Source organism: Streptomyces sp. NPDC006339 (assembly GCF_040612775.1).
Taxonomy (GTDB): Bacteria; Actinomycetota; Actinomycetes; order Streptomycetales; family Streptomycetaceae; genus Streptomyces.
Genome location: NZ_JBEXQW010000009.1, coordinates 181,171 through 207,915 on the forward strand (window position 1 = coordinate 181,171; position 26,745 = coordinate 207,915).

The 26,745-nt window shown below is 73.2% G+C and carries 24 protein-coding genes and 1 pseudogene; 9 read left to right on the forward strand and 16 right to left on the reverse strand.

What is annotated here, in order from left to right:
* Positions 1–44: 44 nt before the first annotated feature.
* Positions 45–665, forward strand: coding sequence for a helix-turn-helix domain-containing protein (locus tag ABZ135_RS10125; protein WP_356693779.1), 621 nt, complete (start codon positions 45–47; stop codon positions 663–665).
* The gene (locus ABZ135_RS10130; protein ID WP_356693781.1) at positions 662–1,594 is read left to right on the forward strand and encodes a ketopantoate reductase family protein; all 933 of its coding nucleotides are present in this window, start codon (positions 662–664) and stop codon (positions 1,592–1,594) included. Before ABZ135_RS10125 ends, ABZ135_RS10130 begins: the two co-directional genes overlap by 4 nt.
* A 75-nt stretch (positions 1,595–1,669) precedes the next feature.
* Here the strand turns inward: ABZ135_RS10130 and ABZ135_RS10135 are convergent, their stop codons facing one another.
* The 5 genes from ABZ135_RS10135 to ABZ135_RS10155 form a co-directional block, all read right to left on the reverse strand.
* A complete protein-coding gene (locus ABZ135_RS10135) occupies positions 1,670–4,702 on the reverse strand; it encodes a glycoside hydrolase family 38 C-terminal domain-containing protein (RefSeq protein ID WP_356693783.1) in 3,033 nt (1,010 codons plus the stop codon).
* Between the two features lie 39 nt (positions 4,703–4,741).
* Positions 4,742–6,028, reverse strand: a complete 1,287-nt coding sequence (locus ABZ135_RS10140) for a glycosyl hydrolase (protein ID WP_356693785.1) — start codon at positions 6,026–6,028, stop codon at positions 4,742–4,744.
* A 76-nt stretch (positions 6,029–6,104) separates the two neighbouring features.
* Entirely contained in the window at positions 6,105–6,983 is an 879-nt protein-coding gene (locus ABZ135_RS10145; RefSeq protein ID WP_356693787.1) for a carbohydrate ABC transporter permease, read from the reverse strand.
* A 4-nt stretch (positions 6,984–6,987) separates the two neighbouring features.
* Positions 6,988–7,860, reverse strand: a complete 873-nt coding sequence (locus ABZ135_RS10150; RefSeq protein ID WP_356693789.1) for a sugar ABC transporter permease — start codon at positions 7,858–7,860, stop codon at positions 6,988–6,990.
* 23 nt (positions 7,861–7,883) lie between these two features.
* On the reverse strand, positions 7,884–9,194 hold the full coding sequence (locus tag ABZ135_RS10155; protein ID WP_356693791.1) for a sugar ABC transporter substrate-binding protein: 1,311 nt from the start codon (positions 9,192–9,194) through the stop codon (positions 7,884–7,886).
* Positions 9,195–9,351: 157 nt separating this feature from the next.
* On the opposite strand from ABZ135_RS10155, the gene ABZ135_RS10160 reads away from it, so the two are divergent.
* Both ABZ135_RS10160 and ABZ135_RS10165 read left to right on the forward strand, forming a co-directional pair.
* A complete protein-coding gene (locus ABZ135_RS10160; protein WP_356693793.1) occupies positions 9,352–10,398 on the forward strand; it encodes a LacI family DNA-binding transcriptional regulator in 1,047 nt (348 codons plus the stop codon).
* 99 nt (positions 10,399–10,497) lie between these two features.
* Positions 10,498–12,954: a discoidin domain-containing protein gene (locus tag ABZ135_RS10165; RefSeq protein ID WP_356693795.1), complete on the forward strand. Its 2,457-nt coding sequence runs from the start codon at positions 10,498–10,500 to the stop codon at positions 12,952–12,954.
* 41 nt (positions 12,955–12,995) lie between these two features.
* Here ABZ135_RS10165 and ABZ135_RS10170 read toward each other — a convergent pair whose 3' ends face one another.
* The gene (locus ABZ135_RS10170) at positions 12,996–13,625 is read right to left on the reverse strand and encodes a LysE family translocator (RefSeq protein ID WP_356693797.1); all 630 of its coding nucleotides are present in this window, start codon (positions 13,623–13,625) and stop codon (positions 12,996–12,998) included.
* Positions 13,626–13,715: 90 nt separating this feature from the next.
* On the opposite strand from ABZ135_RS10170, the gene ABZ135_RS10175 reads away from it, so the two are divergent.
* Positions 13,716–15,053 (forward strand): hypothetical protein, encoded by a 1,338-nt coding sequence (locus ABZ135_RS10175; protein WP_356693799.1) that lies wholly within the window; start codon positions 13,716–13,718, stop codon positions 15,051–15,053.
* Between the two features lie 45 nt (positions 15,054–15,098).
* On the opposite strand, the gene ABZ135_RS10180 is transcribed toward ABZ135_RS10175, so the two are convergent.
* The 4 genes from ABZ135_RS10180 to ABZ135_RS10195 form a co-directional block, all read right to left on the reverse strand.
* The gene (locus ABZ135_RS10180) at positions 15,099–16,334 is read right to left on the reverse strand and encodes a HEAT repeat domain-containing protein (protein ID WP_356693801.1); all 1,236 of its coding nucleotides are present in this window, start codon (positions 16,332–16,334) and stop codon (positions 15,099–15,101) included.
* 104 nt (positions 16,335–16,438) lie between these two features.
* Positions 16,439–18,277 (reverse strand): ABC transporter ATP-binding protein, encoded by a 1,839-nt coding sequence (locus tag ABZ135_RS10185; RefSeq protein WP_356693803.1) that lies wholly within the window; start codon positions 18,275–18,277, stop codon positions 16,439–16,441.
* A 105-nt stretch (positions 18,278–18,382) separates the two neighbouring features.
* Positions 18,383–18,781, reverse strand: a complete 399-nt coding sequence (locus ABZ135_RS10190) for a hypothetical protein (RefSeq protein ID WP_356693805.1) — start codon at positions 18,779–18,781, stop codon at positions 18,383–18,385.
* A 158-nt stretch (positions 18,782–18,939) separates the two neighbouring features.
* A complete protein-coding gene (locus ABZ135_RS10195; RefSeq protein ID WP_356693807.1) occupies positions 18,940–20,322 on the reverse strand; it encodes an NAD(P)-binding domain-containing protein in 1,383 nt (460 codons plus the stop codon).
* Positions 20,323–20,466: 144 nt separating this feature from the next.
* Between ABZ135_RS10195 and ABZ135_RS10200 the strand changes: the two genes are divergently transcribed.
* Positions 20,467–20,802, forward strand: coding sequence for a metalloregulator ArsR/SmtB family transcription factor (locus ABZ135_RS10200; protein ID WP_356693809.1), 336 nt, complete (start codon positions 20,467–20,469; stop codon positions 20,800–20,802).
* 91 nt (positions 20,803–20,893) lie between these two features.
* Here ABZ135_RS10200 and ABZ135_RS10205 read toward each other — a convergent pair whose 3' ends face one another.
* Together ABZ135_RS10205 and ABZ135_RS10210 are read right to left on the reverse strand one after the other, a co-directional pair.
* Positions 20,894–21,670, reverse strand: coding sequence for an MIP/aquaporin family protein (locus ABZ135_RS10205; RefSeq protein ID WP_356693831.1), 777 nt, complete (start codon positions 21,668–21,670; stop codon positions 20,894–20,896).
* A gap of 23 nt (positions 21,671–21,693) precedes the next feature.
* Positions 21,694–22,002 (reverse strand): metalloregulator ArsR/SmtB family transcription factor, encoded by a 309-nt coding sequence (locus ABZ135_RS10210; protein ID WP_356693811.1) that lies wholly within the window; start codon positions 22,000–22,002, stop codon positions 21,694–21,696.
* 111 nt (positions 22,003–22,113) lie between these two features.
* Here ABZ135_RS10210 and ABZ135_RS10215 point away from each other — a divergent pair, with 111 nt between their 5' ends.
* Positions 22,114–22,530: an arsenate reductase ArsC gene (locus ABZ135_RS10215; protein ID WP_356693813.1), complete on the forward strand. Its 417-nt coding sequence runs from the start codon at positions 22,114–22,116 to the stop codon at positions 22,528–22,530.
* 116 nt (positions 22,531–22,646) lie between these two features.
* Here the strand turns inward: ABZ135_RS10215 and corA are convergent, their stop codons facing one another.
* The gene (corA, locus tag ABZ135_RS10220; protein ID WP_356693833.1) at positions 22,647–23,735 is read right to left on the reverse strand and encodes a magnesium/cobalt transporter CorA; all 1,089 of its coding nucleotides are present in this window, start codon (positions 23,733–23,735) and stop codon (positions 22,647–22,649) included.
* A 170-nt stretch (positions 23,736–23,905) separates the two neighbouring features.
* Positions 23,906–24,067 carry a DUF5670 family protein gene (locus tag ABZ135_RS10225; protein ID WP_345484196.1) on the reverse strand — a complete coding sequence of 54 codons (162 nt, stop codon included), beginning with the start codon at positions 24,065–24,067 and terminating at the stop codon, positions 23,906–23,908.
* 151 nt (positions 24,068–24,218) lie between these two features.
* On the opposite strand from ABZ135_RS10225, the gene ABZ135_RS10230 reads away from it, so the two are divergent.
* Positions 24,219–25,352 carry a lactonase family protein gene (locus tag ABZ135_RS10230; protein WP_356693815.1) on the forward strand — a complete coding sequence of 378 codons (1,134 nt, stop codon included), beginning with the start codon at positions 24,219–24,221 and terminating at the stop codon, positions 25,350–25,352.
* Positions 25,353–25,424: 72 nt separating this feature from the next.
* On the opposite strand, the gene ABZ135_RS10235 is transcribed toward ABZ135_RS10230, so the two are convergent.
* Positions 25,425–26,009 carry a DUF6328 family protein gene (locus tag ABZ135_RS10235; RefSeq protein ID WP_356693817.1) on the reverse strand — a complete coding sequence of 195 codons (585 nt, stop codon included), beginning with the start codon at positions 26,007–26,009 and terminating at the stop codon, positions 25,425–25,427.
* A 144-nt stretch (positions 26,010–26,153) separates the two neighbouring features.
* On the opposite strand from ABZ135_RS10235, the gene ABZ135_RS10240 reads away from it, so the two are divergent.
* The gene (locus tag ABZ135_RS10240) at positions 26,154–26,606 is read left to right on the forward strand and encodes an SRPBCC family protein (RefSeq protein WP_356693819.1); all 453 of its coding nucleotides are present in this window, start codon (positions 26,154–26,156) and stop codon (positions 26,604–26,606) included.
* A gap of 56 nt (positions 26,607–26,662) precedes the next feature.
* Here ABZ135_RS10240 and ABZ135_RS10245 read toward each other — a convergent pair.
* Positions 26,663–26,745, reverse strand: a pseudogene (locus ABZ135_RS10245) (hypothetical protein); the annotation flags it as partial.

Here is a 26,745-nt window from a genome sequence, read left to right on the forward strand (position 1 = left end):
AACGAACGGTTCGGTGACCGAACTCTTCGGTATAGGGTCTGTCCATGACACTTCCGCGCGACTACCGCGGGCAGAGCTGCGCGCTGTCCCGCTCGATGGAGATCGTCGGGGAGCGCTGGACCCTGCTGATCGTGCGGGACGCCTTCCACGGGGTCCGCCGCTTCGGCGAGTTCGCCGCGCACCTCTCCGTTCCGCGCGCCGTCCTCACCGACCGGCTCGCCACGCTGACCGGCGCCGGGGTCCTGGAGCGCCGGCCCGACACCGGCCGCCGCGAGGTGTACGAACTCACCGCCAAGGGCGTCGCCCTGTGGCCGGCGGTCCGCGCGCTCACCGACTGGGGCGACACGTTCTATCCGGCGGACGGCGGTCCGCGCCGGGTCTACCGGCATGCCGCCGACAACGCCCCGGTTCCGGCCGACGGCGCCTGTACGGGCTGCGGAACCGTGGTCCCCGTCGGCGACCTCGTCGTCGCCCCGGGGCCGGGGGCCGCCCCCGCCGGCCCGGACGCCGATCCGGTGACGGCGGCCCTGGCCCGGCCGCACCGGCTGCTCACCCCGCTCCTCCCCCACCCCACACGTCCCTCCCACCCCACACGCCCCACCCCCGCCCATCCCGCCCCCGCCCATCCCGCACGTCCGGCTCAGAGAAAGGTCGTCCCACGATGAGGATCCTGGTCGTCGGCGCCGGTGCCACCGGTGGCTACTTCGGAGCCCTGCTCGCCCGCGCCGGTCAGGACGTCACCTTCCTCGTCCGGCCGGCCCGCGCCGAGGCGCTGCGCCGGCGGGGCCTGCGGGTGGTGGTGGGGAGCGACGAGGTGTGGCGGCTGGACCCCGTGCTCGTCACCGCGGACGAGCTGGCGGCCGCGCCCTCCCCGTACGACCTGGTGCTGCTGTCGGTGAAGGCCACCGCCCTGGAGGCCGCCATGGCGGACCTCGCCCCGGCCGTCGGGCCCGGCACGGCGATCGTGCCGCAGCTCAACGGCCTCGCCCACGTCGACGCGCTCGTCGCGCGCTTCGGCTCGGAGCGGGTGCTCGGCGGGGTCTCGAAGGTGGTCACGACCCTCGACGACGAGGGCGACATCCGGCGCTTCGCGCCGCTGGCGCAGATCGAGCTGGGCGAGCTGGACGGCGGTGTGTCGGCGCGCGGGGAGGCGATACGGAAGGTGCTCGCCGACGCGGGCGTCGACGCGCGCGTGCCGGCCGACATCCTCACCGCCATGTGGCACAAGTGGGTCTTCATCACCACGGTCGGTGCCCTGACCGCCCTCGTGCGGGGCACGGTCGGCGAGGTCAACGCGGCACCGGGCGGTACGGAGCTGGCGACCGCTCTGCTCGACGAGGCCGTCGCCGTGTCGGCCGCGGCGGGCCACCCCGTACCGGAAGTGGAGCGCCGGGCCGTCCTGGACGTGGTGACGGCCGCCGGGTCGCCGCTGGTGCCCTCGCTCTACCGGGACCTGGTGGCCGGCCGGCCCACCGAGGTCGAGCATCTCTTCGGCGACCTGACGGCCCGGGCCCGCGCCCTGGGCGTGGCCACGCCCCTGCTGGACCTGGCGACCCTCCATCTGAGGGTCCACCAGGCCCGGGTCACCGCCTGAGGCCCACGGCCGACCGGCCGCCGGTCGCCCTAGCCGCTCAGCCGCCCGGCCGCTCAGCCGTGCGTCAACTGCGCGTCAGCCGCGCGTCAGCCGCAGGGTGACCAACTGGAACGGGCGCAGGTCGACCGCCACACCGTCGGCCTGTACCGCGAGCGCGTCCTCGCGGGGCCGTTCCAGCAGGTCGCAGCGTCGGGCGGCGGCGAGCGGGAAGCCCGCGGCGAGGCGGGTGCGGGCGCGGCCGCCGCGTGACTCGTAGAGCCGGACCACGACGTCGCCGCTGCCGTCGTCGGCCAGTTTGACGGCGCTGAGGACGACGGCGTCGTCGTCCACGCTCACCAGGGGCGCCACGTCGGCGCCGCCGGGCACGCGCCGCTCGGGCAGATTGATCCGGTAGCCCTCGCGGACCGCGTCGCCGATGTCGGCGCCGGGCACGAGGGCGTGCCGGAAGCGGTGGAGGCCCTGGTCGGTGTGCGGGTCGGGGAAGCGGGGGGCGCGCAGCAGGGAGGCCCGGACGGTGGTCGTGGTGCCGTGGTCCTCGGGCCGTACGGTCCGGGTGACGTCGTGCCCGTAGGTGGAGGCGGTGACGAGGGCGACGCCCCAGCCGGGCTCCTCGAGGTGCACGAACCGGTGGTTGCACGCCTCGAACTTGGCCGCCTCCCAACTGGTGTTGGTGTGGGTGGGGCGGTGGAGGTGGCCGAACTGCGTCTCGGCGGCGTAGCGGTCGGTGTGCAGGTCGAGCGGGAAGGCGGCCTTGAGGAACTTCTCGGTCTCGTGCCAGTCGACCTCGGTGTCGAGGTCGAGCCGCTTGGCTCCTGCCGTGAGGGTGAGGGTCTGGACGGCCGTGGAGGAGCCGAAGGAGCGGGTGACGCGGACGGCCGCCGTGTGCGGGGTGTCGGCCGTGACGACGATCTCGTCGTGGCCGGTGAGGTCGGTGACGGTGTTGCGGTAGAAGCGGTCGACATCCCAGGCGTCCCACATGTTGGGGAAGTCGGGGTGGAGCTGGAGGAGGTTGGCGGCGGCGCCGGGGGCGATCGTCTCGCGTCCGGTGTCCAGGTCGACGACGGAGACGACGAGGCCGCGGGCGTCCACGGTGACCCGCAGCAGTCCGTTGTCGAGGACGTGGCCGCCGCCGTCGGCGGGCTCCACGGTGCAGCGGCCGCCGGCGGCGGGCAGCGCGTCGGCGCGGCGGGCGCCGCCCGCCGGCACCCCGGCGCGGGCGTGCGGGGCGCCGTTGAAGACCACGTCGGAGTCCCCCCGGCCGGCGAGCGCGCGCTGGGCCCGGTCGATGATCGCGGTGAGTTCCTCGGCGACAGCGGCGTAGGTGCGCTCGGCCTCGCGGTGCACCCAGGCGATGGACGAGCCGGGCAGGATGTCGTGGAACTGGTGCAGCAGCACCGTCTTCCAGATGCGGTCCAACTCCTCGTACGGGTAGGGCAGTCCGGTTCGTACGGCGGCGGTGGCGGCCCACAGTTCGGCCTCGCGCAGCAGGTTCTCGCTCGTCCGGTTGCCCTGCTTGGTGCGGGCCTGGCTGGTGAGGGTGGCCCGGTGCAGTTCGAGATACAGTTCGCCCACCCAGACCGGCGGATCGGGGTATTCGGCCTGTGCCTTGGTGAAGAACTCGGCGGGCCGCTCCCAGCGGACGCGGGCCGAGCCCTCCAGGTCGCGCAGCCGGGCCGCCTTGGCGATCATCTCGCGGGTGGTGCCGCCGCCCCCGTCACCCCAGCCGGTGGGCGCGATGGAGTGCGAGGCGCGGCCCTTGTCCTTGAAGTTCCTTACGGCGTGGGCGATCTCCCTGCCCTGCATGGAGCAGTTGTAGGTGTCGATCGGCGGGAAGTGGGTGAAGATGCGGGTGCCGTCGATGCCCTCCCACCAGAAGGTGTGGTGGGGGAAGGAGTTGACCTGGCTCCAGGAGATCTTCTGGGTCAGCAGCCACTTCGAGCCGGCCTCTTTGATGATCTGCGGGAGTCCGCCGGCGAAGCCGAAGGTGTCGGGCAGCCACGCCTCCTGGTTCTCCACCCCGAACTCGTCGAGGAAGAACCGCTTGCCGTGCACGAACTGACGGGCCATCGCCTCCGACGAGGGCATGTTGGTGTCGGACTCGACCCACATGCCGCCGGCCGGGACGAAGCGGCCCTCGGCGACCGCCTTCTTCACCCGGGCGTACACCTCGGGCCGGTGCTCCTTGATCCAGGCGTACTGCTGGGCCTGCGACATCGTGTAGACGAAGTCGGGCTCGTCCTCCAGGAGGGCGGTCATGTTGGCGGTGGTCCGCGCCACCTTGCGTACGGTCTCGCGCAGCGGCCAGAGCCAGGCCGAGTCGATGTGGGCGTGGCCGACGGCGCTGATGCGGTGGGCGGAGGCTTCGGCGGGCGAGGCGAGGACGCCGGTCAGCTCGGCGCGGGCCCGGGCGGCGGTGCCGCCCACGTCCTGGAGGTCGATCGCGTCGAGGGCCCGTTCGACGGCGCGCAGGATGTCCCAGCGGCGGGCGCCCTCGACGGGCAGCTCGGCCATGAGCTCGCCGAGCACCTCCAGGTCGGCGACGAGTTCCCAGACCGTCTCGTCGAGGACGGCGAGGTCCATGCGGGCGAGCCGGTACTGCGGCCGGTCGCCGGCGGTGTCCTTGTCGCCGAGCTCGGTGGGCAGGAAGGGGTGGTAGTCGAGGATGACGGGGTTGGACGCGGCCTCGACGTGCAGCAGCACCTCCTCGCCGCCGGCGGCCGGGGAGGCGATCCGCACCCACTGGTTGCGCGGGTTGAGGCCCTTCACCGGGCTGCCGTCGGGGCGGTAGACCAGGCCCTCGCACTGGAAGCCGGGCATGTTGGCGTCGAAGCCGAGGTCGATCAGCGCCTCGACCGTGCGGCCCGCCCATTCCTCCGGCACGGTGCCGGAGACGGTGAGCCAACTGGTCCCCCAGGGCGCGCCCCACGCGTCGCCGACGGCGATCGGGGTACGGGGCGCGGCGAGGCCCTCGGTGACGGGCACGGGTTCGTCCGGCGCGGTCCAGATCCCGACCTGGAGGGGCACGGACAGGGGGTACACGGCGGGGCGGATCCGTTCGTCGAGGACCCGCTTGAGCCGGGACTCGACGAGACTGCGGTCGTCATGCATGCGGAACCCTCCGAAGGGGCGCGGTGACGGGGCGGTGGGTCAGGGACGGCGGTGGGCGCCGAGGTCGCCGGGGGTGACGAGCTCGGTGATGCCGCGGGCGGTGAGATGGGCCGGGTCGGCGGCGCGGTCCGCGAGGACCACGGCCGGGCGGGCCCCGTCCGCGGCGAGCCGCATGAACGCCTCGAAGTACGGGCCGCCGGGGCCGCACTCGGCGCGCTCGGGCGCGTCGTCGGGGAGGTCGACGACGAGCGCGGTGCTCCGCGGGGCCGGCGGCTTCGCGGACGTGCGGGCCTCGGCGACGGCGTCGGCGAGCGCCCGTCCGGCCGGCTTGACCCGGCGGTCGTTGGTCAACAGGCCGAGGCTGTATTCCAGTTCGGGGAAGTCGGCGAGCGAGCGGTCGACGTCGTGGGAGCACCACCACGTGATACCCCACAGATCGGGGCAGTCGAGCGCGGCGGCGACGGTCGTCCGGGTGAAGCCGGCCGCGCGGTCGGCGGGGATGTGCGGGGCGGGGGCGCCGACCTCCTGGAGCCAGACCGGCCGCTGCGGGTCCTCCGCCCACGCCTTGGACAGCTCGACGAGATACGCGGCGTGCTGCCCGACGGCGACGGAGTCGGTGCCGTAGCGCTGCGCGGTGCCGTTGAAGACCCACGAGTGGACGGCGGTGACGGCGCCCAGGCGGGCGGCGTGGGCGGGGGTGAAGGGGTGGCCGTCCCGGTACCAGGCGGCGTCGTACGCGGCGTGCAGGTGGAGCCGGCCGGGGGCGCCCTCCTCGCAGGCGGCGAGCACGCGGCGCAGCCAGGACTCGGCCTGGTCGGGGGTGACGCGGTCGGGGTCGGGGTGGGGGTCGCCGGAGAACTGGTCGATCTCGTTGCCGACGGTCATCCCGAGGAAGTTCGGCCGGTCGGCGAGGGCGGCGGCGAGGGTCCGCAGATAGGTGCGCTGGCCGTCGACGACGTCGGGGTTGGTGAAGAGGTTGCGCCGGTGCCAGGTCCGGGTCCAGGCGGGCAGGAAGTCGAAGCTGGAGAGGTGGCCCTGGAGGCCGTCGACGGCGACGTCGAGGCCGCGTTCGCCGGCCGCGTCGACGAGCCGGCCGAGCTGGTCGAGGGCCCGGGGGCGGATCAGGGTGCGGTTGGGCTGGAACAGCGGCCAGAGCGGGAAGACGCGGACGTGGTCGAGGCCGAGGGCGGCGACGGAGTCCAGGTCGGCGCGGACCGCGTCGAGGTCGAAGTCCAGCCAGTGGTGGAACCAGCCCCGGCTGGGGGTGTAGTTGACGCCGAAGCGCGGACCGGGACCGGAGCCGGGACGGTGGTGAGGAGTCGTCATGCGGGGTGTGCTCCCTTCGCGGGGGCGGAGGTGGCGGGGTGGGGAGTCGGGGACGGTCCTGGGTCGCGACGGGTGGTCAGCCCTTGATCGCGCCCTCCTCGACCCCCCGGAAGAAGAAGCGCTGGAGCACCGCGAACACGGCGACGATCGGCAGGAAGGCGATCATGGTGCCGGCGGCGATCAGCCGGGGGTTGGCGGAGAAGGTGCCGTCGAGGTACTGGAGCCCGACCGTGAGCGTGTAGCGCCCGGGGTCGTTGAGCACGATCAGCGGCCACAGGAAGTCGTCCCAGGCGCCGATGAAGGTGAAGATGACGACGACGCTGAGCATGCCGCGGACGTTCGGCAGGCCCACGTGCACGAGCCGCTGCCAGGCGTTGGCCCCGTCCACGAGCGCGGCGGCGTCGAGTTCGGGCGGCACGGCCCGGAAGGCCGTGTACATCAGGAGCACGTTGAGCATGGCGATGGCGCCCGGCAGGGCGACGCCGAGGAGGGTGTCGGTGAGGCCGAGGCTGCGGACCGTCACGTACTGGGAGACGATCGTGACCTCGCCGGGCAGCACCAGCGTGGCGACGAACAGGCCGAGGGCGAGCCGGGCGCCCCGGAACCGCAGCCGGGCCAGGGCGAAGCCGGCGAGGGTGGCGCCGACCACGTTCCCCACGACGGCGACGGCCGCCACGATCAGCGAGTTGGCGGCGTAGGTCCACACCGGGACGGTGTCGGCGACCTGGACGTAGTTGGCGAAGGTCGGGTCCTCCGGCAGGAAGCCGGGGGTGCGGGACCAGACGTCCTCTCCCGGCCCCTTGAGCGAGGTGGAGAGCTGCCACAGGAAGGGGCCGATGGTGAGGAGCAGGACGAGGACGAGGAGGAGGTAGCGGACCGCCTTCTCGGCGGTGGAGGGGGCACGGCCACTGCTCGTACGGCCGCTGCCGGTACGGCCGTTGCTGCGGGTGCTCATGCAGTCACCCCGCCTTCCGGTTGAGCCGGGCCAGGACGATCATCGGTCCGACGGTGAGGACGAACAGCAGCACGCTGAGGGCGGAGGCGTAGCCGAGGTGCCCGGTGAAGCCGCGGCTGTACATCTGGATGAGCATGACCACCGACATGTCGCGGCCGCCCGGTCCGCCGGTGCCGTTCGACAGCACGTACAGCTCGGAGAAGATCCGCAGCGCGGAGACGGAGATGAGGACGGAGATCAGGAGCATCGCGGGGCGCACTCCGGGCAGGGTGACGTGCCAGAACCGGCGGACGGCGGAGGCGCCGTCGACGGCGGCGGCCTCGTGGAGCTCGCGGCCGACGTTCCCGAGCGCGGAGAGGTAGATGACCATGTAGTAGCCGAGTCCCTTCCACACCGTGAGGCCGATGGCGCTGAACAGCAGCAGCCAGCGGTCGGTGAGGAAGGAGACCGGCCGGTCGGCGAGACCGAGCTGCTGCAGCATGCCGTTGAGCAGGCCCCGGTCGTCGAGCACCCAGCCCCAGATGACGCCGACGACGACGGCGGAGGCGACGACCGGGGTGTAGAACGCGGTGCGGAAGAAGGTGATGCCGGGGAGCCTCTTCTCCACGAGGAGGGCGAGCAGCAGCGGCAGCACGGTGAGCAGGGGCAGGCAGACGAGGAGGTAGAGGACGCTGTTGACGAGGGCGTCGGTGAGCTGGTCGTCGTCGAGGGCCCGTCGGTAGTTGTCGAGGCCGGTGAAGTGTCCTCCGCCGAGCGGCTTGGCGTTGGTGAAGGACAGGATCACCGTGTTGACGGCGGGCCAGAGGTTGAAGACGGCCAGCCAGAGCAGGGCGGGACCGGCGAGCAGCCAGGGCGTGAACCAGCGCCGGTGGGTCATGGGATGCCTTCCGATGGAGCCGGTCAGTCCTTCAGGAGCTGGTTGGCGCGGGTGACCGCGGTGTCCAGGGCCTCTCGGGAGCCGGTCTGGCCGCTGATGGCGAGGGCGATCTGCTGGTTGATCAGTGTCTTGATCGCGTCGTTGGCCTGGACGGGTTCGAGGACGCGGGCCGTGGCCAGCGAGCGGAAGGCGGTGACCTTGGCGTCGCCGGCGTTGCCGCCGTCGCTCTGGCTGAAGAACGGGTCGGCGGCAGAGGCGGTGGTGGACGGGAAGATGCTGGTCTCGCGGGCGAAGGCGGCCTGGTTCTGTGCGTTGGTGACCCAGCGGGCGAGGGCGAGGGCGGCGGCCGGGTTCTTTGTGTTCCTCGGGATGGACAGGCCCTGGACGTACAGCGGCGGGGTGCCCATGGCCGGGGAGGAGACCACCTTGGGGGCGAGGGTCGGGTTGTCGGTGGCGAGGCTGGTGATGTAGTTGGCGCCGGCGGTGGTCCAGGCGGCGGTGCCGGAGCTGAAGAGTTTGGTGTTGCCCGCGTAGGTCTCGGTGAGGACGTCCTGGGGCAGCAGGCCCTCCTTGAAGGCCGCGCGGTAGGTGTCGAGGACGGCGGCGGCCTCGGGGGTGTTGAAGGTGAAGCTCTTCCCGTCGGCGGACATGAGCGGTACCCCGGCGTTGGCCAGGTCCATGAGGTTGGGCTTGCGGCTCATCAGATACGTCCGTCCGCCGGACCTGGCCTTGACCGTACGGGCCGCGGCGACGAGCTCGTCGAGCGAGGCCGGCGGCTTCTTGGGGTCGAGGCCGTAGCGGGTGAACAGCTCGCTGTTCCAGTAGTTGACGTCGGTGTTGAGGTACCAGGGGTAGCCGTAGGTTCCCCGGTGGCCGGGGAAGCGGTACGCGTCGAGGCCGCCCTTGACGTAGTCGGCGGTGACCGCCGGGTCGGCCGCGCCGACGTCCAGCAGCAGATTCCGCTTCACCAGCGGCAGCGCGAAGTCCGGGGGCAGGTTGACGACATCGGGCAGGGTGCCGCCGGCGGACTGGCTGAGGACCTTGTCCGCGTAGCCCTCGCCCGGCTGGTCGAACCATTCGACCTCGACGCCCGGGTGCTTCTTCTCGAAGCCGGAGATCACGCCCTCCATGTAGGCGGTGAACTTCGGCTTGAGGGCCCAGGTCTGGAGGGAGACCTTGCCCTTGACCTCGCCGCCGGTGGCGACCGGGCCGGAGGAACCGGAGTCCTCGGCGCCGCCGAGACCGCAGCCGGCGAGGGTCACGGCCGCGACGGCGACGGCCGTCCAGCGCGCCCACCGGCTCCTTCGAACGGGTCGCACACGTATGTCTCGCACGAGGTGTCTCCCTTGCTCTGGCGCTTGCTCTGGCATGGCTCGGGATGTGCTGGGGTCGTGCCTTGACTAAACCGGTCTAGCGATGCGGGACTATGCTCCCGGCTAAACTCCGGTGTCAAGAGAGCGTGCGGAAACGCGCGAGACGAGGGGGCGTCCGATGGCGAGACCGACCATCGCCGACATCGCCAGGGAGGCGGGCGTCTCCAAGGGAGCCGTCTCCTTCGCGCTCAACGGCCGCCCGGGGGTCAGCGAGGCGACCCGTGACCGGATCCTGCGGGTCGCGGAGCGGATGAACTGGCGCCCGCACAGCGCCGCCCGGGCGCTGGGCGGTGCCCGGGCCGGGGCGGTCGGGCTCGTGCTGGCCCGGCCCGCCCGCACGATCGGGCTCGAGCCCTTCTTCAGCGAGCTGCTCTCCGGCCTCCAGGCGGCGCTCTCCACCCGCGGCACGGCGCTCCAGTTGCTCGTCGTCGAGGACACCTCGGCCGAGATCGAGGTCTACCGCCGGTGGACCTCCGAGCACCGGGTGGACGGCTTCGTGCTGGTCGACCTCCAGGTGCGCGACCCGCGCATCCCGGTCCTGGAGGAGCTCGGCACCCCGACCGTGGTCCTCGGCGGTCCCGGCCGGCACGGCCGGCTGCCCGCCGTGTGGGCGGACGACCGGGAGGCGATGACCTCGATCGTGGAATACCTGGCGGCCCTCGGCCACCGGCGGATCGCCCACCTCGCCGGGCTGCCGTCCTTCCAGCACACCCGGCGCCGCGTCCGGGCGCTCCGGGACGCGGCGCGGCGGCTCGGTCTGGCGGACGCCGTCTCCGTACCGACCGACTTCAGCGACGCGGAGGGCGCGGCCGCCACCCGGACCCTCCTCGCCCGGCCGGGACGGCGGCGCCCGACGGCGATCGTGTACGACAGCGACGTCATGGCGGTGGCGGGCCTCGGGGTGGCCACGGAGATGGGTGTGCCGGTGCCCGGCCGACTGTCGATCGTCTCCTTCGACGACTCCACCCTCACCCGGATCGTGCACCCGTCGCTCACCGCCCTCTCGCGGGACACCTTCGCCCTCGGCGAGCAGGTCGCGACGGCGCTGCTCGCCCTGATCGACGACCCGTCCTCGGCCCGTGACGTCAGGAACCCGACCCCTCGCCTGACGGTCCGCGAGAGCACGGCGGCGCCCGGGGGCGACCTGGTGCGCTCGACACCTTGACGCGTTCACTAAAGCCCTTTAGCCTCCGGCTCCGAACCCTCGCACATCGCGCCACCGGCACCACCAGCCCCTTCCTCCTCCCGCTGGACCGGAGCTCCGATGAGAAGACCTCTGCATCTCCTGCTGGCCGCCGCCGCCCTGTCCGCCGCGGCGCTCGGCCTCGTCACCCCGCCCCCGAACGCGTCGGCGTCGAGTCCCCCGACTTCCGACAACGTTGTCGCAGCCTCGGGGAACCAACCGTACGCCTCCTACTGGTACCCGAACACCCTGCTCGACTGGGACCCCGCCACCGATCCCGACGCCCGGTTCAACCGCTCCCGCGTGCCGCTGGCGCCCCGCGTGTCCGACCCGGCCCTGAAGGCGAACGCCAACGCCCGGGCCGGCGAGGGCGAGGTGGCCTCGCTCGTGTCCTTCGCGCCGACCTCGAACAATCCCTCGCAGGGCTCCCTCGACCCCCGCTACTACGCCTTCGGCCACTGGCAGTACATCGACAAGCTGGTGTTCTGGGGCGGTTCGGCCGGCGAGGGCCTGATCCTCGCCCCCAACCCCACCGTCATCGACGCCGCCCACCGCAACGGCGTCAAGGTGTACGGCACGGTCTTCTTCCCGCCCACCGCCTACGGCGGCCAGATCCAGTGGGTCCGCGACTTCGTCCGGAAGTCCGGCACCCGCTACCCCGTCGCCGACAAGCTCGCCCAGGTCGCCCAGCACTACGGCTTCGACGGCTGGTTCGTGAACCAGGAGACGGCCGGCGGCGACGCCGCCCTCGCGACCGAGATGCGCAACACCCTGCGCTACGCCCGCTCCCTCGGCCCGGTCGAGTTCATGTGGTACGACGCGATGACCGAGTCCGGATCGGTGACCTGGCAGGACGCGCTCACCAGCGCCAACGACTCCTTCCTCCAGGAGGGCGGCCAGCGCACCAGCGACTCGATGTTCCTGGACTTCGGCTGGGACGCCACCGACCTGAACTCCTCCCGGACCCTGGCCCGGAACCTGGGCCGCAGCGAGTACGAGCTGTTCGCGGGCATCGACACCGAGGCCAACGGCTACAACACGGGCGTCCCGTGGAGCGCGGTCTTTCCGTCCGGGCAGCCGCACACCACCTCACTCGGCATCTACCGCCCCGAGTGGACGCACAACTCCTCCACCGACCGGGCCGACTCCTACGCCCGCGAGGCCCGCTACTGGGACGGCGCCAACGGCGACCCGTCGAACACCACGACCACCTCCGCCTGGAAGGGCCTCGCGCACTACGTCGCGGAGTCCTCGCCCGTCACCGCCAAGCCCTTCGTCACCTCCTTCGACGCCGGGCAGGGCGACTTCTACCACTCCGCCGGCGTCCGGGTGTCCTCCGCCGGCTGGAACAACCTGTCCCTCCAGGACGTGCCGCCCACCTACCGCTGGCTGGTGCAGTCCGCCGGGACGAAGCTCAAGCCGTCGATCGACTTCACCGACGCCTACGAGGGCGGCTCGGCGCTCCGCCTCACCGGCCCGCTGGACGCCGTCAACACCGTACGGCTCTACCAGACCCGGCTGCCCGTGGCCGCCGACACCAAGCTGTCCGTGGTGCTGAAGACCCCGGCCGCCGGCCCGACCCGCCTCAAGGCCGCCGTCTCCTTCACCGACGCGCCGACCTCCTTCACCACCCTGGACCTCGGCTCCACCACGACGGCCGGCTGGGAGCGCAGGACCCTCGACCTGTCCGCGTACGCCGGGCGCACGGTGGCACAGATCGGACTCCAGACCACGGGCACCGCCCCCTCGTACGACATCAAGGTGGGCCAGCTCGCGCTGTACGACGGGACGGTGGACGCCCCGGCGGCCCCGACCGCGCCGACCGTCCTCGGCACCACCGACACCGGCGCCGGCACCAAGTCGCTGCGGATGGCGTGGACGGCCTCGGCCCAGGGGCCCGGCTCCGGTCAGGTGCACCACTACGAGGTGTACCGCCGCAACCCGGACGGCACCCGCACCTTCCTGGGCGCCACGCCCAACGACAGCTACTTCGTGCCGAGGCTGGCGCGGGTGGGCACCGAGGCGTCGACGACGCTCGACGTGGAGGCGGTGTCCACCGAGTTCGGCCGCTCCCCCGCCGCGAGCACCACGGTGACCTGGTCGGTGGCGGCCGAGTCCAATCTCGCGCTGAACCGGCCGGCGACGGCCTCCGGGCAGTGCACCGCCTCGGAGACGCCGGCCAAGGCGGTCAACGGCAGCGTCTCGGGCGGCAACGCCGACAAGTGGTGCACGACGACTGCCGCCAAGTGGCTGGAGGTGGACCTCGGCGCGGCCCGGACCCTCGACCGGTTCGTGGTGAAGCACGCGGCGGCGGGCGGCGAGAGCGCGAGCTGGAACACGCGGGACTTCCGCCTGGAGGTCCGCGACAGCGCGAGCGCCCCGTGGACCACGGTGGCGACCGTCACCGGCAACACGGCGGCGACCACGACCCATCCGGTCTCCGTGACGGCCCGTCATGTCCGGCTGGTGATCACCACTCCCACCCAGACCTCGGATCCGGCGGCCCGGATCTACGAGTTCGAGGTCTGGGGCTCGTAGCGGGCGCGGGAGCGGATCGCCGGCCGGCGGCGGGCCGGGCCTCACGCCTGGGCGGTGGCGACCTTCACCCCGAAGCCGATCAGGACGACACCGGTGATCCGCTCCATGGCCCGGCGCACGGTGGCCCGCGCGAAGAACGCGCGGGCCCTGGCCAGGAGCAGCACATAGCCGCCGAGCCAGACCACGGTGAGCACCGCGTGGACGAGGACCAGGAGGGACATCCCCGTGTGCGGGGAGAGACCGTGCGGTGCGAGCGTCGGCAGCAGACCGGTGTAGAAGACGGCGATCTTCGGGTTGAGGACGTTGCTCACGAGGCCGGTGCGCCAGGGGTGTCCGGACGGCGGCGGCAGGTCCGCCGTCGCCGCCGTCCCGTCGTGCTGCCGGCTCCGGCGGGCGGCGAGCAGCGACTGCACACCGAGGAGGACGAGATAGGCGGCGCCGGCCAGTTTGACCACGGTGTACGCGGTGGCGGACGCGGCCAGCACGGCGGCGAGGCCCGCCACGGACAGCACGCCCCACACGAGCAGCCCGGTGGTGATCCCGGCGACGGTCCGCAGACCGTCGCGCCACCCGGCGGCGACCGCACGGCGCGTGACGACCGCCATGTCCGGTCCCGGAACCATGGTCAGCAGGGCGAGCACACCCGCCGCGGCAAGGAGTTCGTACACCATGCCGACGAGTCTGCCATCTGCCACCGACAGGCCGCCCGGCCGGTTCCGGGGCCTGTTCCGCGGGCGGGCGGTCGTGGTCGACTGGAGTGCATGACAGAGCTGAGCCGCACCTATGTGGACGAGTGCCTGCACGGGAACGAGGGGCTGCGGGACGCGGTCGCGCGCGCGGAGCTGCCGCCGGCCTTCGACGAGGCGTGGCGCCACCGACTGCTGCCCCGGCCGTGGTTCGTGCGGGCGGAGGAGATGACGCGCTTCGCGCGGGACCTGGAGGGGCTGTTCGAGCTGCTCGTCGCGCTGCCGGACCGGCTCTTCGACGGCGACCGGGCCCGGTACGCGGCGGAGCTCGGTCTCGCGCCGCGGCACGCGGAACTGCTGACGCGGGCCGCCGAGGGGCGTCCGGCGAGACTGGGGCGGGCCGACGCGTATCACGACGGGACGGGTTACCGGCTCCTGGAGTTCAACCTCGGCAGCGAGGTCGGGGGCATGGACATGGCCGTGTGCAACGAGGCGCTGCTCGGGGTCGGGGCGTTCAAGGCGTTCGCCGCCGAACACGGGCTGCATCACGTGGACACGGCGGCGCGGCTCGCCGCGGATCTGCGCGAACGGGCCCGGCCCGCGCTCGCGGGCGGCGGGGCGGAGCCCGTGGTCGGGCTCGTCGAGGGCAACGGCGCGGTGGCCGCGTACGGGAGGCTGATGCGGGCCTTCCGGGAGGCGATGGCCGCGCAGGGCCTCGATCTGCGGATCGGCGAGGTCGGCGACCTGCGGGCCCGGCCGGACGGCAAGCTGACCCTGGACGGCGCCCCGCTCGACCTGGTGCTGCGGAACTTCGGCGCGAGCCAGTTGCTCGACGACCCGGCGGGCCCGGAGGTCGCGGAGCATCTGTTCCGGGCGCACGAGGCGGGCCGGACGGTGCTGTTCACCTCGCTGGACAGCGGTCTGTACGCCCACAAGAACGCGCTCGCCCTGCTGTCGGACCCGCGCTGGACCGGGGCCTTCGACGACGCCGAGCGGGCCTTGGTGGACCGGGTGCTGCCGTGGAGCCGGACGCTGCGGGCCGGCTCCCCCGCGGCGCTGTTCGACGCGTGCCGGGAGCGGCGGGAGCGGCTGATCCTCAAGCCCGGTGCCGGGCACGGCGGTCTGGACACCGTGGCCGGCTGGGAGTGCTCGGACGCCGAGTGGCGCGAGGCGCTGACGGCCGCCGCCGACCGGGGCTGTCTGGTGCAGGAGCGGGTGGTGCCCCGCCCCGAGCCGGTCCACGATCCGGCGAAGGGTTCGGCCGAGGACTGGATCGCGGCGGTGGGCGTCTTCCTCACCTCCGGCGGTTACGCGGGGGCGCACGCCCGCGCGAACCGGGCCGACGGCGGCGCGGTCGTCGCCATGAGCAGCAATCCCGGCACGCGCATGGCCTGCGTGTTCTCCCACCCCTGATCTCCCACCCCTGAGGCGTCGGCTCCGGGTGAGGGCCGGGCCTGGTCAGCTCCGGCCGTCGCGGCGCATCTCGTAGCGCCAGACCTCGTCGAGTTCGTACTCGTGCGGTGTGCCGGGCGGGGCCGGCGGGAGGCGCCGGTCGCCTTCGACGCAGCGTGCGTCGTCGTGGCGGGCGAGGCCGTGGACGGCGGCGACGCGGACCCGGCGTTCCGGGTCGTCCAGGAGCGCGGCCATGGCGTCGGCGAGGACGGGGGCACGGTCCTTGCCGGAGGCGACCGTGTGGCAGGCGCGGTACCGCACGTCCGCGTCCGGGTCGGCCATCAGGGCGAGCAGCGCGTCGCGGACGGCCGGGGCGAAGGCAGGGGCGTGGCTGTCGAGGCCGCCCGCCACCGCGTGCCGGACGCGGGGGTCCTCGTGGCCCGCGTGGGGCAGGAGGGCCGCGTCGACGTGCGGGGCCGGCTGCTCGGACAGGCCGACGAGCACCTCGGCGAGCACGGCGGGGTCCTTCTCGGCCGCCGACCAGTCCGTGAAGAGCCGCAGGGCGGGAGCCGCGAAGGGGTCGTCGTCCCGGTCGTCGAAGAGATGGGTCAGCCGCAGCACCTCGGCGCCGAAGAGCCGGTGCGCCGGGTCGGGGTGCGCGCGCAGGGCTTCCGCGGTCCGCCAGGTGTCCGGGTCGCGGCGGTGCGCGAGGAGCATCGTGGACGCCGACCAGGTGGCGTGCTCCTGGTCGGGGCGGCTCAGCGCGCGCCGCTTCAGCTCCTCGAAGGAGAGGGCGGTGCCGAGCCTCGTGTCCAGGTCCGTGAGGATCGCCGCGTGCCCGTCGCGCACCGTCGCCCCGTCGAGCGCCAGCTCGTCGACGACGTGGAACTCGCCGTCCTGGACGCGGGTCCGGGTCACGGGGCCTCGGGCGCCCGTGCGGCGCCGAAGTTCCGTCTCGGCACCGGTCTCGTACCACCGCCGCGCCAGGTCGTGTGCCTCCCGCAGCTCGTCCTCGCCGGGCGTCCACCGGCGCTCGTCGCTCAGGAGGGCCTCGACGAGGGCGGGTGAGCCGGCGTCGACCGCCGTGCGCAGCAGCCGTATGCCGTCCGGTCCGTGCTGTGCGCGGTCGGCGCCGTGCTCGACGAGGAGCCGGGCGACGGGCGCGGCGCGGCCCTCGATCGCCAGGCGGAGGGCCGGCGTTCCGTGTGCGTCGCGCCCGTCGGGGTCGGCGCCGGCCAGGAGCAGGTGGGCGACGGCGTCGGTGTCCCCCGCCCGTACCGCCGTGATGAGAGGGCCTTCCACGTCCGTCCTTTCCTTCGTCGCTCGCTCGCTCCGGTCCCGGGTCCCGGGTGCCGGATGCCGGTCTGTCCTTTCGGGCCCCCACCGGCCTGACGGCCGGCGGGGGTTCAGCGGACCTCGACCGCCGCCGGCGCGGCCGGGGCGTCGTCGAGGAAGCCGCCCGACTGGTGCTGCCACAGTTTCGCGTACGGTCCGTCCGCGAGGAGCAGTTCCTGGTGGGTGCCCTGTTCGACGACGTGGCCGCGGTCGAGGACGACCAGGCGGTCCATGCCGGCGACGGTGCTCAGGCGGTGTGCCACGACGAGGGCCGTGCGTCCCTCCATGAGCCGCCACAGGGCGTCCTGGACGAGGATCTCGCTCTCGGAGTCGAGGGCGCTGGTGGCCTCGTCGAGGAGCAGGATCGGCGCGTCGCGGAGGATCGCCCGGGCGAGGGCGACGCGCTGTCGCTGGCCGCCGGAGAGCTTCACGCCGCGCTCGCCGACCATCGTGTCGAAGCCGTCGGGCAGGGCGTCGGCGAACTCGGTGACGTGGGCCGCCTCGGCCGCGCGGCGGATCTCGGCCTCGGTGGCGTCGGGCCGGGCGAAGGCGATGTTCTCCCGCAGGGTGCGGTGGAACATGGCCGGGTCCTGCGGGACGTACGCGATGAGGCCGCGCAGGTCGGCCTGGGACAGCCGGCTGATGTCCTGGCCGCCGATGAGGATCCGGCCGGCGTCGACGTCGGCCATCCGCAGCAGCAGCCGGGTGAGCGTGGTCTTGCCGCCGCCGGACCGGCCGACGAGGCCGATCTTGGTGCCGGCGGGGACGTCCAGGTCGAGGTCCTCGAAGAGCGGCTTCCCGCCGCCGTGGGAGAAGCTGACCCGCTCGAAGCGCACGTCGGCGGCCGGGGGCGAGCGCAGCGGCTCGGGCGACTCGGGGTCGACGACGGTCGGCGGGACGAGGAGCAGTTCGGTGAACTGGGCGGCCTCCGTCATGGAGCTCTCCAGCCGCCGGTAGATCTGGTTGAACTCGAACATGATCCGGGTCGCGTTGGAGTAGTACGTGAAGGCGACGATGACGGCCTCCACGCCGTGCTGCCCGGCGCCGAGCGCGAGGGCGACGACCAGGCCGAGGACGTTGGTCACGACGGAGAGGGGTGCGACCAGCGTGTCGATGCGCAGGTTGCCGTAGTCCCAGGAGCGGAGGGTGAGCCGCCGGGACTCGGCGACGCGGGAGCGGTGCTCGGCGGCCTCGCGTTCCTCGGCGGCGAAGGCCCGGACGGTGTCCATGTTCATCAGGCTGTCGGCGACGTGTCCGGAGACCCGGGCGATGGCCTCCTCCCGTTCTCCGACGAGGACTTGGCGGCGGCGGATCAGCGGGGTCACGCACACCGCCGTGAGCGCGATCATCACGAGCAGGCCGACGACGAGGAGCGGCTCGTAGGTCCACAGGACCACCGACGCGAAGGCGAGCGGCACGAGGCTGCCCATGATGTTGAACGTGAGGGTGTCGACGAACTCCTCGAAGCGGGAGGCGAAGCTGAGGACGCGTTTGGTGAGCGATCCGGCGAAGTTGTCGTGGAAGAACGACGCGTCCTTGGCGAACAGTTCGTCCATGCCGATGACGTAGAGGTGCTCGATGCCGTGGGCGTCGAGACGGTTCAGGCAGTGCAGTCCGACGCGCCACAGCGCCTCGGACAGCAGCAGGACCCCGGCGAATCCGAGGACGTACGGCAGCATCGCGCCGAGCCCGGTCCCGGCGCCGGCGCCGTCGTCCCCGGCGATGCGTCCGACGAGTTTCGCGACGAGCAGCGGCGCGATGTAAGCGATGCCGATGTTGCCCAGCGCCGGGAGCAGCAGGGCGGGCACGGTCAGGAGGCGGAGACGGGCCAACTCCCGTCCGTAGTGGCGGAGTGCGAGGAGGACCGGGCCTTTGCCCGGCGTACTTCCGTGTGATTCGGGCGTTCCCATTCCAACCCTGTCGTGTCGGGCTTTCAGGTGAGAATGGGGAGTGTCCCGCACGGCCGCCCGCGGGGTCCAAGCGTTTTTCGGGGGCGGGAGGGAGGTCCGGGAGGGCTAGCCGGCGGCCGGGACGCGGAGGGCGAGGCAGGCGCGCAGGGCACTGTCGACGTGGGCGCCGAGGCCGGGCTCGGGAGCGAGGACGGCGAGGCGGTGCATGGTGAGCGCCGCTTCCCATGCGGAGGTCTTGGCCAGGGAGTTGCCCCAGGAGACGGCTTCGAGCCGTGCCCAGAGGTGGGCGCCGAAGCCGAGGTGAATCGTTCCTGCCCGCGACTCCTCCTCGTCGAGGGCGTGGCGCACCGCGGTCAGGAAGGTGACGGCGTCCCCCGGGCCCAGCGCGTCGATGACGATACGGAGGTACGGCGCGATCAGGCCGGTCACCTCCGGCCAGTCGGCCTCGTCGCCGAAGCGCTCGCGCAGTCGTGCGTCCAGGGGGTGTCCGATGTCGTTGGTCATGCATGCACAGATACGTTTCCGCGCCATCTGCACAGCGTCGCGACACGCGGTCGGCGCCCTCCGCCGCCCGTATGGAGTGCCGGGAGGCGCCGGGTGGGTCCGCGCGCCGGGGAAGGCCGGCCGGCGGAGAGCCGGCCGGCCGGGACGCCGGGACGCCGTCAGCCGCAGGAGGGCGCGGGCCCTGCCGTGCCGAGCTGGATGAGGGCGGGGGCGGGGGCGCAGCAGCCACCGCCACCGTCGGTCGCCCCGTCGGCCTGAGGCTGGTCGAAGAGGCCGGCGCCGCCGCAGACGCCCGTCTCGGGCAGGACGAGCTCGACCCGTTCGGCGGACTCGCGGTCGCCGGCGAGGGCGGCGACCACGGAGCGGACCTGCTCGTAGCCGGTGAGGGCGAGGAAGGTCGGGGCCCGCCCGTAGGACTTCATGCCGACGAGGTAGACGTCCTGCTCCGGGTGGGACAGCTCGCCCACGCCGTGGGGGTAGACGGTGCCGCAGGAGTGCTGGTTGGGGTCGATGAGCGGGGCGAGGGCGACGGGGGCCTGGAGGCGCTCGTCGAGGCCGAGGCGGAGCTCGCCGAGGAAGGACAGGTCGGGGCGGAGACCGGTCAGGACGATGAGCTCGTCGACCGGGTCGAGGCGGCGGCCGTCCTCGGCCACGAGGACCAGCCGGTCGCCGTCGCGCTCGACGGCCTGCGTACGGAAGCCGGTGACGGCGTCGGCGTGTCCCGCGTCGACGGCGGCCTTGGCGGCGAGGCCGAGGGCGCCGCGGGCGGGAAGCTGGTCGGCGGTGCCGCCGCCGAAGGTGGACCCGGAGATGCCCCGGCGCAGGATCCAGGTGGCGTGCGTGCCGGCGCCGTCCTCGGACGTCGCGAGCTCGGCGAGGCCCGCGAGGGCGGTGAAGGCGGAGGCGCCGGAGCCGATGACGGCGGTGCGGCGGCCGGCGTAGCGGGCGCGGACCGCAGGGTCGTTCAGGTCGGGGACGCGGTAGGAGATCCGGTCGGCGGCCGCGCGCTCGCCGAGGGCGGGCAGGCCGTCGCCGCCGGCGGGGCTCGGGAGGGACCACGTACCGGAGGCGTCGATGACGGTGCGGGCGAGGACGCGCTCCTCGCGCCCGTCGGCGTGGGTGACGCGGACCGTGAAGGGCCGGGTCTCGCGGTCGGCGTCGACGATCCGGTCCCGGCCCGAGCGCGAGACCCCGGTGACCCGCGCGCCGAGCCGGACGCGCTCGCCGAGGACCTCGGCGAGCGGCCGCAGGTACCGCTCGACCCAGTCGCCGCCGGTCGGGTACGTCGTCGGGTCCGGCTTCACCCAGCCGGTGGGCGCCAGGAGCTTCTCGGCCACCGCGTCGGTGACCTCGCCCCAGGGGGAGAACAGCCGCACGTGCGCCCACTCGCGCACCGCCGCGCCCGCCTCGGCTCCCGCCTCCAGGACGAGCGGCTCCAGGCCCCGGTCGACGAGGTGGGCGGCGGCGGCCAGTCCGGTGGGGCCGGCTCCGATGACCACGACGGGAAGCGGTTCGAGGGCGCCGGCGGCGGTGGTGGTCATGAGGGTTCCCCTGCCTGTATCGATGACTGTCGATCTGCTGCGATCTCAGCATCGCACCTGCTTCGACGATCGTCAACATAGACAGCCATCGAATCGACCGACCGGGGGCACCACCCCTGCTTCGACGTGTGTCAACATAGATGTATGTCGAACACGATCGAGCCCTGCTGCCCGCCGCTCGCCGAACGCCCGCTCACGGCCGAGGAGGCCGAGCGGACCGCCGTCATGTTCAAGGCGCTGGGCGATCCGGTCCGGCTGCGGCTCTTCTCCGCCGTCGCCTCCCACGAGGGCGGCGAGGCGTGCGTGTGCGACATCTCCGACGTCGGCGTCTCCCAGCCGACCGTCTCCCACCACCTGAAGAAGCTGAAGGAGGCCGGGCTGCTCTCGTCCGAACGGCGCGGCACCTGGGTCTACTACCGCGTGGAACCGGCCGTGCTGGCCGCGATGGGCCGGCTCCTCACCCAGGCCGCCGCGGTCTGACCGTCGCGGCCCGGCCGGGACGAGCCCGGCCGGGCCTGGCCCGGGGTGGCCTGACCTGACCGTCGCGGCCGGCCCCGTCACACGGGGGCCGTCAGGCCCTGGGCCGGGCGAAGACGACGGCGACCAGGACCAGACCGACGGCCGCGCCGACCAGTTGCACGCCGACGAAGCCGGGGACGGAGGCGGGGGCGATGCCCGCGAAGGTGTCGGTGAAGGCACGGCCGACCGTCACCGCAGGGTTCGCGAAAGAGGTCGAGGACGTGAACCAGTAGGCCGCGCCGATGTACGAGGCCACGGCGACGGGCGCGAAGCGGAGCCGGTCCGTACGGGCGAGGCCGAAGATCAGCAGGACGAGACCGGCCGTCGCCACGACCTCACCCAGGAGCAGGTTGCCCGCCGAGCGGTCGTGCGTGGACCACTTCACCAGCGGCTCGCCGAACATGGCGTCCGCGAGGACCGCGCCCGCGATCGCGCCCACGACCTGCGCGGGGACGTACGCGGCGAGCTCACGCCCGGTCACCCCGCCGCCGCCCTCGCGGCGCGTGGTCCACCACTCCGCCAGGCTGACCGCCGGATTGAAGTGCGCGCCGGAGACCGGCCCGAAGAGGGCGATCAGCACGCCGAGCCCGAAGACGGTGGCCACGGAGTTCGCGAGAAGCTGCAGCGCCACGTCGTCGGTGAGCCGGGTGGCCTGGATGCCGGAGCCCACGACGACCGCCACCAGGGCGGCGGTGCCGAGGAGCTCGGCGGCGGCGCGGGCGGTGAGCGGCGTACGGAGCGGGGCGACGGAGGCCGAGGCGGGGGCGGGGGCGTCACGGGGAGCGTCGGCGGGTGGGGCGACCGGGGCGGCGTCACCCGCGGCGGGCACGGGGACGGCCGTTTCGGTGGTGGTCACGGGCAGGCTCTCTTGGTGTCGGCGGAGGCGCGGGCGGTGGCGGCCAGCTCGGCGAACCGTCCGGCGAGGGCTTCGATGACGTCCGGCCTGAGCCGGTAGTAGGTGAACCGCCCGCAGGGCTCCGTCTCCACGACGCCCGCCTCGCGCAGCACTCTCAGATGGTTGGAGAGATTGGTCTGCCGGGCGCCGGTCTCCTCCACGAGATGGGTGGTGCACAGCGTCTCGCGGGCGAGGAGGCTGACGATCCGGAGCCGCAGCGGGTCAGCGAGCACCCGGATCAGTTCAGTGTCGACTGACGTCATCATGGACTGATACTTTCACATCAGCGAAGGCTGATACCAGCCCGCGCGGCTCCCAGGGCGCCGTCCCCGGCCCTGGTGCCGCACCTTCCCCCTGCCCTCTCCGAGGAAGAACCGATGACCGCCACGCCCGCGCCGCTCGCCTCCGTGCTCTTCGTCTGCGTCCACAACGCCGGCCGCTCCCAGATGGCCGCCGGATTCCTGCGCCACCTGGCCGGCGACCGCGTCGAGGTCCGCTCCGCCGGCTCCGTCCCGGGCGACCGGGTCAACCCGTCGGCCGTCGAGGCGATGGCGGAGCTCGGCATCGACATCGCCGACCAGAAGCCGAAGGTCCTCACCCCCGAGGCCGTCCAGGCGTCCGACTACGTCATCACCATGGGCTGCGGCGACGCCTGCCCGTACTTCCCCGGCAAGAAGTACCTCGACTGGACCCTGGAGGACCCGGCCGGCAAGGGCGTCGAGGCCGTCCGCCCCATCCGGGACGAGATCAAGGCCCGTATCGAGGCACTCGTCGCCGAGATCGACGCCCGCTAGCCGGTCCGGTCAAGACCATCACGCTGTTCTGCGCCACCGGCCGCCAGGGCGGCGGCCTCGCACGGGCCGCCCCGCGTCCGGCGCGGTCGCGGTAGAGGTCGCGGTCGCGGTCGTGGTCAGAGCCAGCCGTTGCGGCGGAAGCCCCGGTGGATGACGAGGCAGGCGACGACCACGACGCCCATCACCACCGGGTAGCCGTAGGTCCAGCGCAGTTCGGGCATGTGCTCGAAGTTCATGCCGTAGACGCCGCAGACCATGGTGGGGACGGCGACGATGGCGGCCCAGGCGGTGATCTTGCGCATGTCCTCGTTCTGCGCGACGGTCACCTGCGCCAGGTGGGCCTGGAGGATGGAGTCGAGCAGGGCGTCGAAGGACGCGATCTGCTCGGTGACGCGGGCCAGATGGTCGACCACGTCACGGAAGTACGCGCGGAACTCGGGGGCGACGAGCGGCACGGGCTCGGCCGCGAGCCGCTGCAGCGGCCGGCCGAGCGGGGCCACGGCCCGCTTCAGCTCCAGGAGTTCGCGCTTGAGCTGGTAGATGCGACCCGCGTCGCCGCGGTCCGTCACCTGGGAGAAGACCGCGGTCTCGATGGCCTCGATGTCGTCCTGCACGGCGTCGGCCACGGCGAGATAGTCGTCCACCACGTGGTCCGCTATCGCGTGCAGCACGGCCGAAGGGCCCTTGGCGAGCTGCTCGGGGGTGGCTTCCAGGGCCTCGCGGAGCGGACCGAGCGAGCCGTGGCCGCCGTGCCGGATGGTGATGACGAAGTCGGGCCCCGTGAAGGCCATCAGCTCGCCGGTGTCCACCACCTCGCTGCTGGCGGTGAGTTCGTCGTGCTCCACGTACCGGACCGTCTTGAAGACGGAGAACAGCACGTCGTCGTACTGCTCCATCTTCGGCCGCTGGTGGGCGTGGATCGCGTCCTCCACCGCCAGCGGATGCAGGCCGAACAGGTCCGCGAGGCCCGCGAACTCCTTCTCGTCCGGCTCGTGCAGCCCGATCCACACGAAGCCGTCGCCGGGGTCCCCGCGGCGCACGCGCCGCAGGGACTCCTCGGCCGAGCGGCAGTCGTCCTGCCGCACCCCGTCGACGTACACCACGCAGTTGACGACCGCGCTGCCGAGCGGCGAGCGCGCCGGGTGACTGAGGTCCACGGCACGCCGGTACGTCCGGCGCACGGCGCTGCGCAGTCGGTGGATCATCGACACGGGGTCACTCCTTCGGGCGGATCGACGTCAGTCTGCCAGCGCCTCCCTCCGTACGACAGACAGGTCTGCGACCGCTCTCCCGCACTCCGCTCGTGCTCTCGGCGTCACCGGCGGCGTCTGCGCCGTCTTTGACGTCTTGGGCGTCTTGGACGTCTGCGGCGGCGTCACCATCGGTACCACCGCGCACTGCCGCCGCGAGGACGGGCCACGAACCCGACCAGCCAGAGCACCAGCACGATGGCGGCGATCCACCACAGGGCCTTCAGTGCGAAACCGGCACCGAAGAGGATGAGCGCGAGCAGAAGAACCAGAATCAGGGGAACCATGTGTATCTACCTCCGGTCCGCCGCCTTCCCCCTGGTCCTCCTCGTATGCACATGTGTTCGGCGACGGCCGTCCTCACCGGTCCGGCCGACCGCGCCGTCCGGACGGCCCAACGGCCGGTGACCTGGGGTCTCGTGCCTCGTTGGGCGACCCATGAGCGGAGCTGAGCGAACACGGCGGACGGCAGGCACAGGGCGTGCGGAGGGCACGGGGCGCACGGAGGGCACGGGGGCCGGTGACGGCCGGTGGGCGTACATCGGTTCGTTCACGTCGGGCGGCGGTCACGGCATCACGGTCGCGGCGGTCGACCCGGACGACGGGACGCTCGCCCCCGTCACCACCGTGAACTCCCTGACGAATCCCTCGTGTCTGGCCCTCGCGCGCGACACCGGCGTGCTCTACGCCGTCAGCGACGCCGACCCGGGACGGGCGGCGGCCTTCCGGACCGGGGGCGGGCGGCTCGCGCCGCTGGGGGCGCCCGTCGACGTGGGCGGCGCCGGCCCCGCGTACCTCAGCGTGGCCGGCGGCCGGCTCCTCACCGCCAACTACGGGGCGGGCAGCGTCAGCAGCCTGCCCCTCGGGCCCGACGGCGGACCGGCGGGTCCGCCGGCCGTCCTCGCGCACGGGGGGTCGGGGCCCGACCCGGAGCGGCAGACCGGTCCGCACGCCCACCAGGTGCTGCCCGACCCGAGCGGCCGCTGGCTGCTCGCGGTGGATCTCGGCACCGACTCGGTACGGGTGTGCGCGCTCGACCCGGCGACCGGCGCCCCGCGCCTGCACGAGGAGACGGCACTGCGCGCCGGATCCGGGCCGCGGCACCTGGCCTTCCACCCGGACACCGGCCCGGACGGCGGCGTCGTGTACGTCCTGCACGAGCTCATGCCGCAGCTCACGGTGTGCCGCTGGGACGCCCGTGGCGGACGGCTCCGACCGGTGTCGGAGGTCGCCGTCGTCGGCGACGACGTGCCCGACGGCGTGCGGCCCTACCCGTCCGTCGTCCTGGTCGCGCCCGACGGGCGCTTCGCGTGGGCCGCGGTGCGGGGCACGAACAGGATCGTCACCCTGTCGCTGGAGGAGGGCGCCGAGCGGCCGCGGGTGACGGGCGAGGTGCCGTGCGGCGGCGACTGGCCCCGCGATCTGGTGGTGGACGCGTCGGGACGCCGGCTGTACGTGGTCAACGAGTGGTCCGGCGACATCACCTGGTTCGCGGTGGATCCGCGCGACGGGCGGCTGCGGCAGGCCGGTGCGGTGGGTGTGCCGGCGGCGGCGTGCCTGGTCTTCTCATGACGCGGGCGGACCACCCGGCGGCACCGGGTGGTCCGCCCCGACGGCACGTGGTCCGCCCGGCGTGGGGTGGGTTCAGTCCCCGTCCCCTCGGGCGTCGCCGTTGGTGTGCCGCACCCGGGCCCACACGGGCAGGGCGAACCAGCACAGCAGGTACCAGGCGAGGACACCGGACACGAGGTACGGCACGTAGCCGTCGTGGGTGGCCACGCGCAGGATGAGCAGGAGTGCCGAGGTCAGGGTCGCGAGCAGGAGGACGAGGCCGACGAAGGTGAGCCGGGCGGCCCAGGCGACCGCCTGGGGTTTGATGCGCCGGCCGGACACGATCCGGTGGAACGCCACCGGCCCTATCAGAGCCCCGGTCGCCAGGGACCCGAGCACGACCGTGACGATGTAGATCGTCTTGTCCGTCTGCCCCAGTTCCCGGAAGGTCGGGGTGAAGACCACGGTGAGCAGGAAGCCCAGCAGGATCTGTACGCCGGTCTGGGCGACCCGGATCTCCTGGATGAGCTCCTGCCACCGCCGGTCGGCGCGTTCCTCCGGCGTCTCGCGGCGCCCCTGTCCCTGCTCTCGCAGGTCTCTTCCGTCTCTTCCGTCTCGTCCGTCCCGTCCGTCGCGCTCGTCTCCCGGCCCCGGGCCGGATATCGCATCCGTAGCCATGCCGGGCTTCTGCCCGCGACGACGCCCCTCATCCGCGGCCGGGCACCGGCGGCAGGTGTGATCCGCGCTTCACGGGTTACGCGAGGACCGGTGAACCGCCGTTCCCCGCCGGGGGACGGTGCCGTCGAACGGAAGGGGTATCCCATGTCGAAGGTCGAGGAGTCCGTCGAGGTCGACGTGCCGGTCCGCGCCGCGTACGACCAGTGGACCCAGTTCGAGACGTTCCCGCGCTTCATGGACGGCGTGGAGCGGATCGAGCAGCGCACGGACACGCTGACCCACTGGGTGACGGAGATCGGCGGTGTGCGGCGGGAGTTCGACGCCGTCGTGACCGAGCAGATCCCCGACGAGCGGGTGGCCTGGACGACGGTCGAGGGCGAGGCCCGTCAGGCGGGCGTGGTCACCTTCCACCGGCTGAGCGACGCGCGGACGAAGGTCATGCTCCAGATGGAGTTCGACCCCGAGGGGCTGACCGAGACGGTCGGCGACAAGCTCGGCTTCGTCAAGCGGCGGGTGACGGGCGACCTGAAGCGTTTCAAGTCCTTCATCGAGGAACGCGGCGGCGAGGCGACAGGCGCCTGGCGCGGCGCGGTCTGAGTCCCGCGCCGAGGACGGACGGCCCGCGCCCACGGACGGCCCGGCGAGCGGTGGATGCGCTCGTACGACTCGGTGATGACGGCCTTGACGCCGAGGAGGGCCGTGCCCTTGGCCGCCCAGTCGCGGGACGAGCCGGAGC

Coding starts and splice junctions, on each gene's coding strand:
- ABZ135_RS10125 (WP_356693779.1), top strand. CDS start 45: ATGACACTTCCGCGCGACTACCGCGGGCAGAGCTGCGCGCTGTCCCGC.
- ABZ135_RS10130 (WP_356693781.1), top strand. CDS start 662: ATGAGGATCCTGGTCGTCGGCGCCGGTGCCACCGGTGGCTACTTCGGA.
- ABZ135_RS10135 (WP_356693783.1), bottom strand. CDS start 4,702: ATGCATGACGACCGCAGTCTCGTCGAGTCCCGGCTCAAGCGGGTCCTC.
- ABZ135_RS10140 (WP_356693785.1), bottom strand. CDS start 6,028: ATGACGACTCCTCACCACCGTCCCGGCTCCGGTCCCGGTCCGCGCTTC.
- ABZ135_RS10145 (WP_356693787.1), bottom strand. CDS start 6,983: ATGAGCACCCGCAGCAACGGCCGTACCGGCAGCGGCCGTACGAGCAGT.
- ABZ135_RS10150 (WP_356693789.1), bottom strand. CDS start 7,860: ATGACCCACCGGCGCTGGTTCACGCCCTGGCTGCTCGCCGGTCCCGCC.
- ABZ135_RS10160 (WP_356693793.1), top strand. CDS start 9,352: ATGGCGAGACCGACCATCGCCGACATCGCCAGGGAGGCGGGCGTCTCC.
- ABZ135_RS10165 (WP_356693795.1), top strand. CDS start 10,498: ATGAGAAGACCTCTGCATCTCCTGCTGGCCGCCGCCGCCCTGTCCGCC.
- ABZ135_RS10170 (WP_356693797.1), bottom strand. CDS start 13,625: ATGGTGTACGAACTCCTTGCCGCGGCGGGTGTGCTCGCCCTGCTGACC.
- ABZ135_RS10175 (WP_356693799.1), top strand. CDS start 13,716: ATGACAGAGCTGAGCCGCACCTATGTGGACGAGTGCCTGCACGGGAAC.
- ABZ135_RS10185 (WP_356693803.1), bottom strand. CDS start 18,277: ATGGGAACGCCCGAATCACACGGAAGTACGCCGGGCAAAGGCCCGGTC.
- ABZ135_RS10190 (WP_356693805.1), bottom strand. CDS start 18,781: ATGACCAACGACATCGGACACCCCCTGGACGCACGACTGCGCGAGCGC.
- ABZ135_RS10195 (WP_356693807.1), bottom strand. CDS start 20,322: ATGACCACCACCGCCGCCGGCGCCCTCGAACCGCTTCCCGTCGTGGTC.
- ABZ135_RS10200 (WP_356693809.1), top strand. CDS start 20,467: ATGTCGAACACGATCGAGCCCTGCTGCCCGCCGCTCGCCGAACGCCCG.
- ABZ135_RS10210 (WP_356693811.1), bottom strand. CDS start 22,002: ATGATGACGTCAGTCGACACTGAACTGATCCGGGTGCTCGCTGACCCG.
- ABZ135_RS10215 (WP_356693813.1), top strand. CDS start 22,114: ATGACCGCCACGCCCGCGCCGCTCGCCTCCGTGCTCTTCGTCTGCGTC.
- corA (WP_356693833.1), bottom strand. CDS start 23,735: ATGATCCACCGACTGCGCAGCGCCGTGCGCCGGACGTACCGGCGTGCC.
- ABZ135_RS10225 (WP_345484196.1), bottom strand. CDS start 24,067: ATGGTTCCCCTGATTCTGGTTCTTCTGCTCGCGCTCATCCTCTTCGGT.
- ABZ135_RS10230 (WP_356693815.1), top strand. CDS start 24,219: ATGAGCGGAGCTGAGCGAACACGGCGGACGGCAGGCACAGGGCGTGCG.
- ABZ135_RS10235 (WP_356693817.1), bottom strand. CDS start 26,009: ATGGCTACGGATGCGATATCCGGCCCGGGGCCGGGAGACGAGCGCGAC.
- ABZ135_RS10240 (WP_356693819.1), top strand. CDS start 26,154: ATGTCGAAGGTCGAGGAGTCCGTCGAGGTCGACGTGCCGGTCCGCGCC.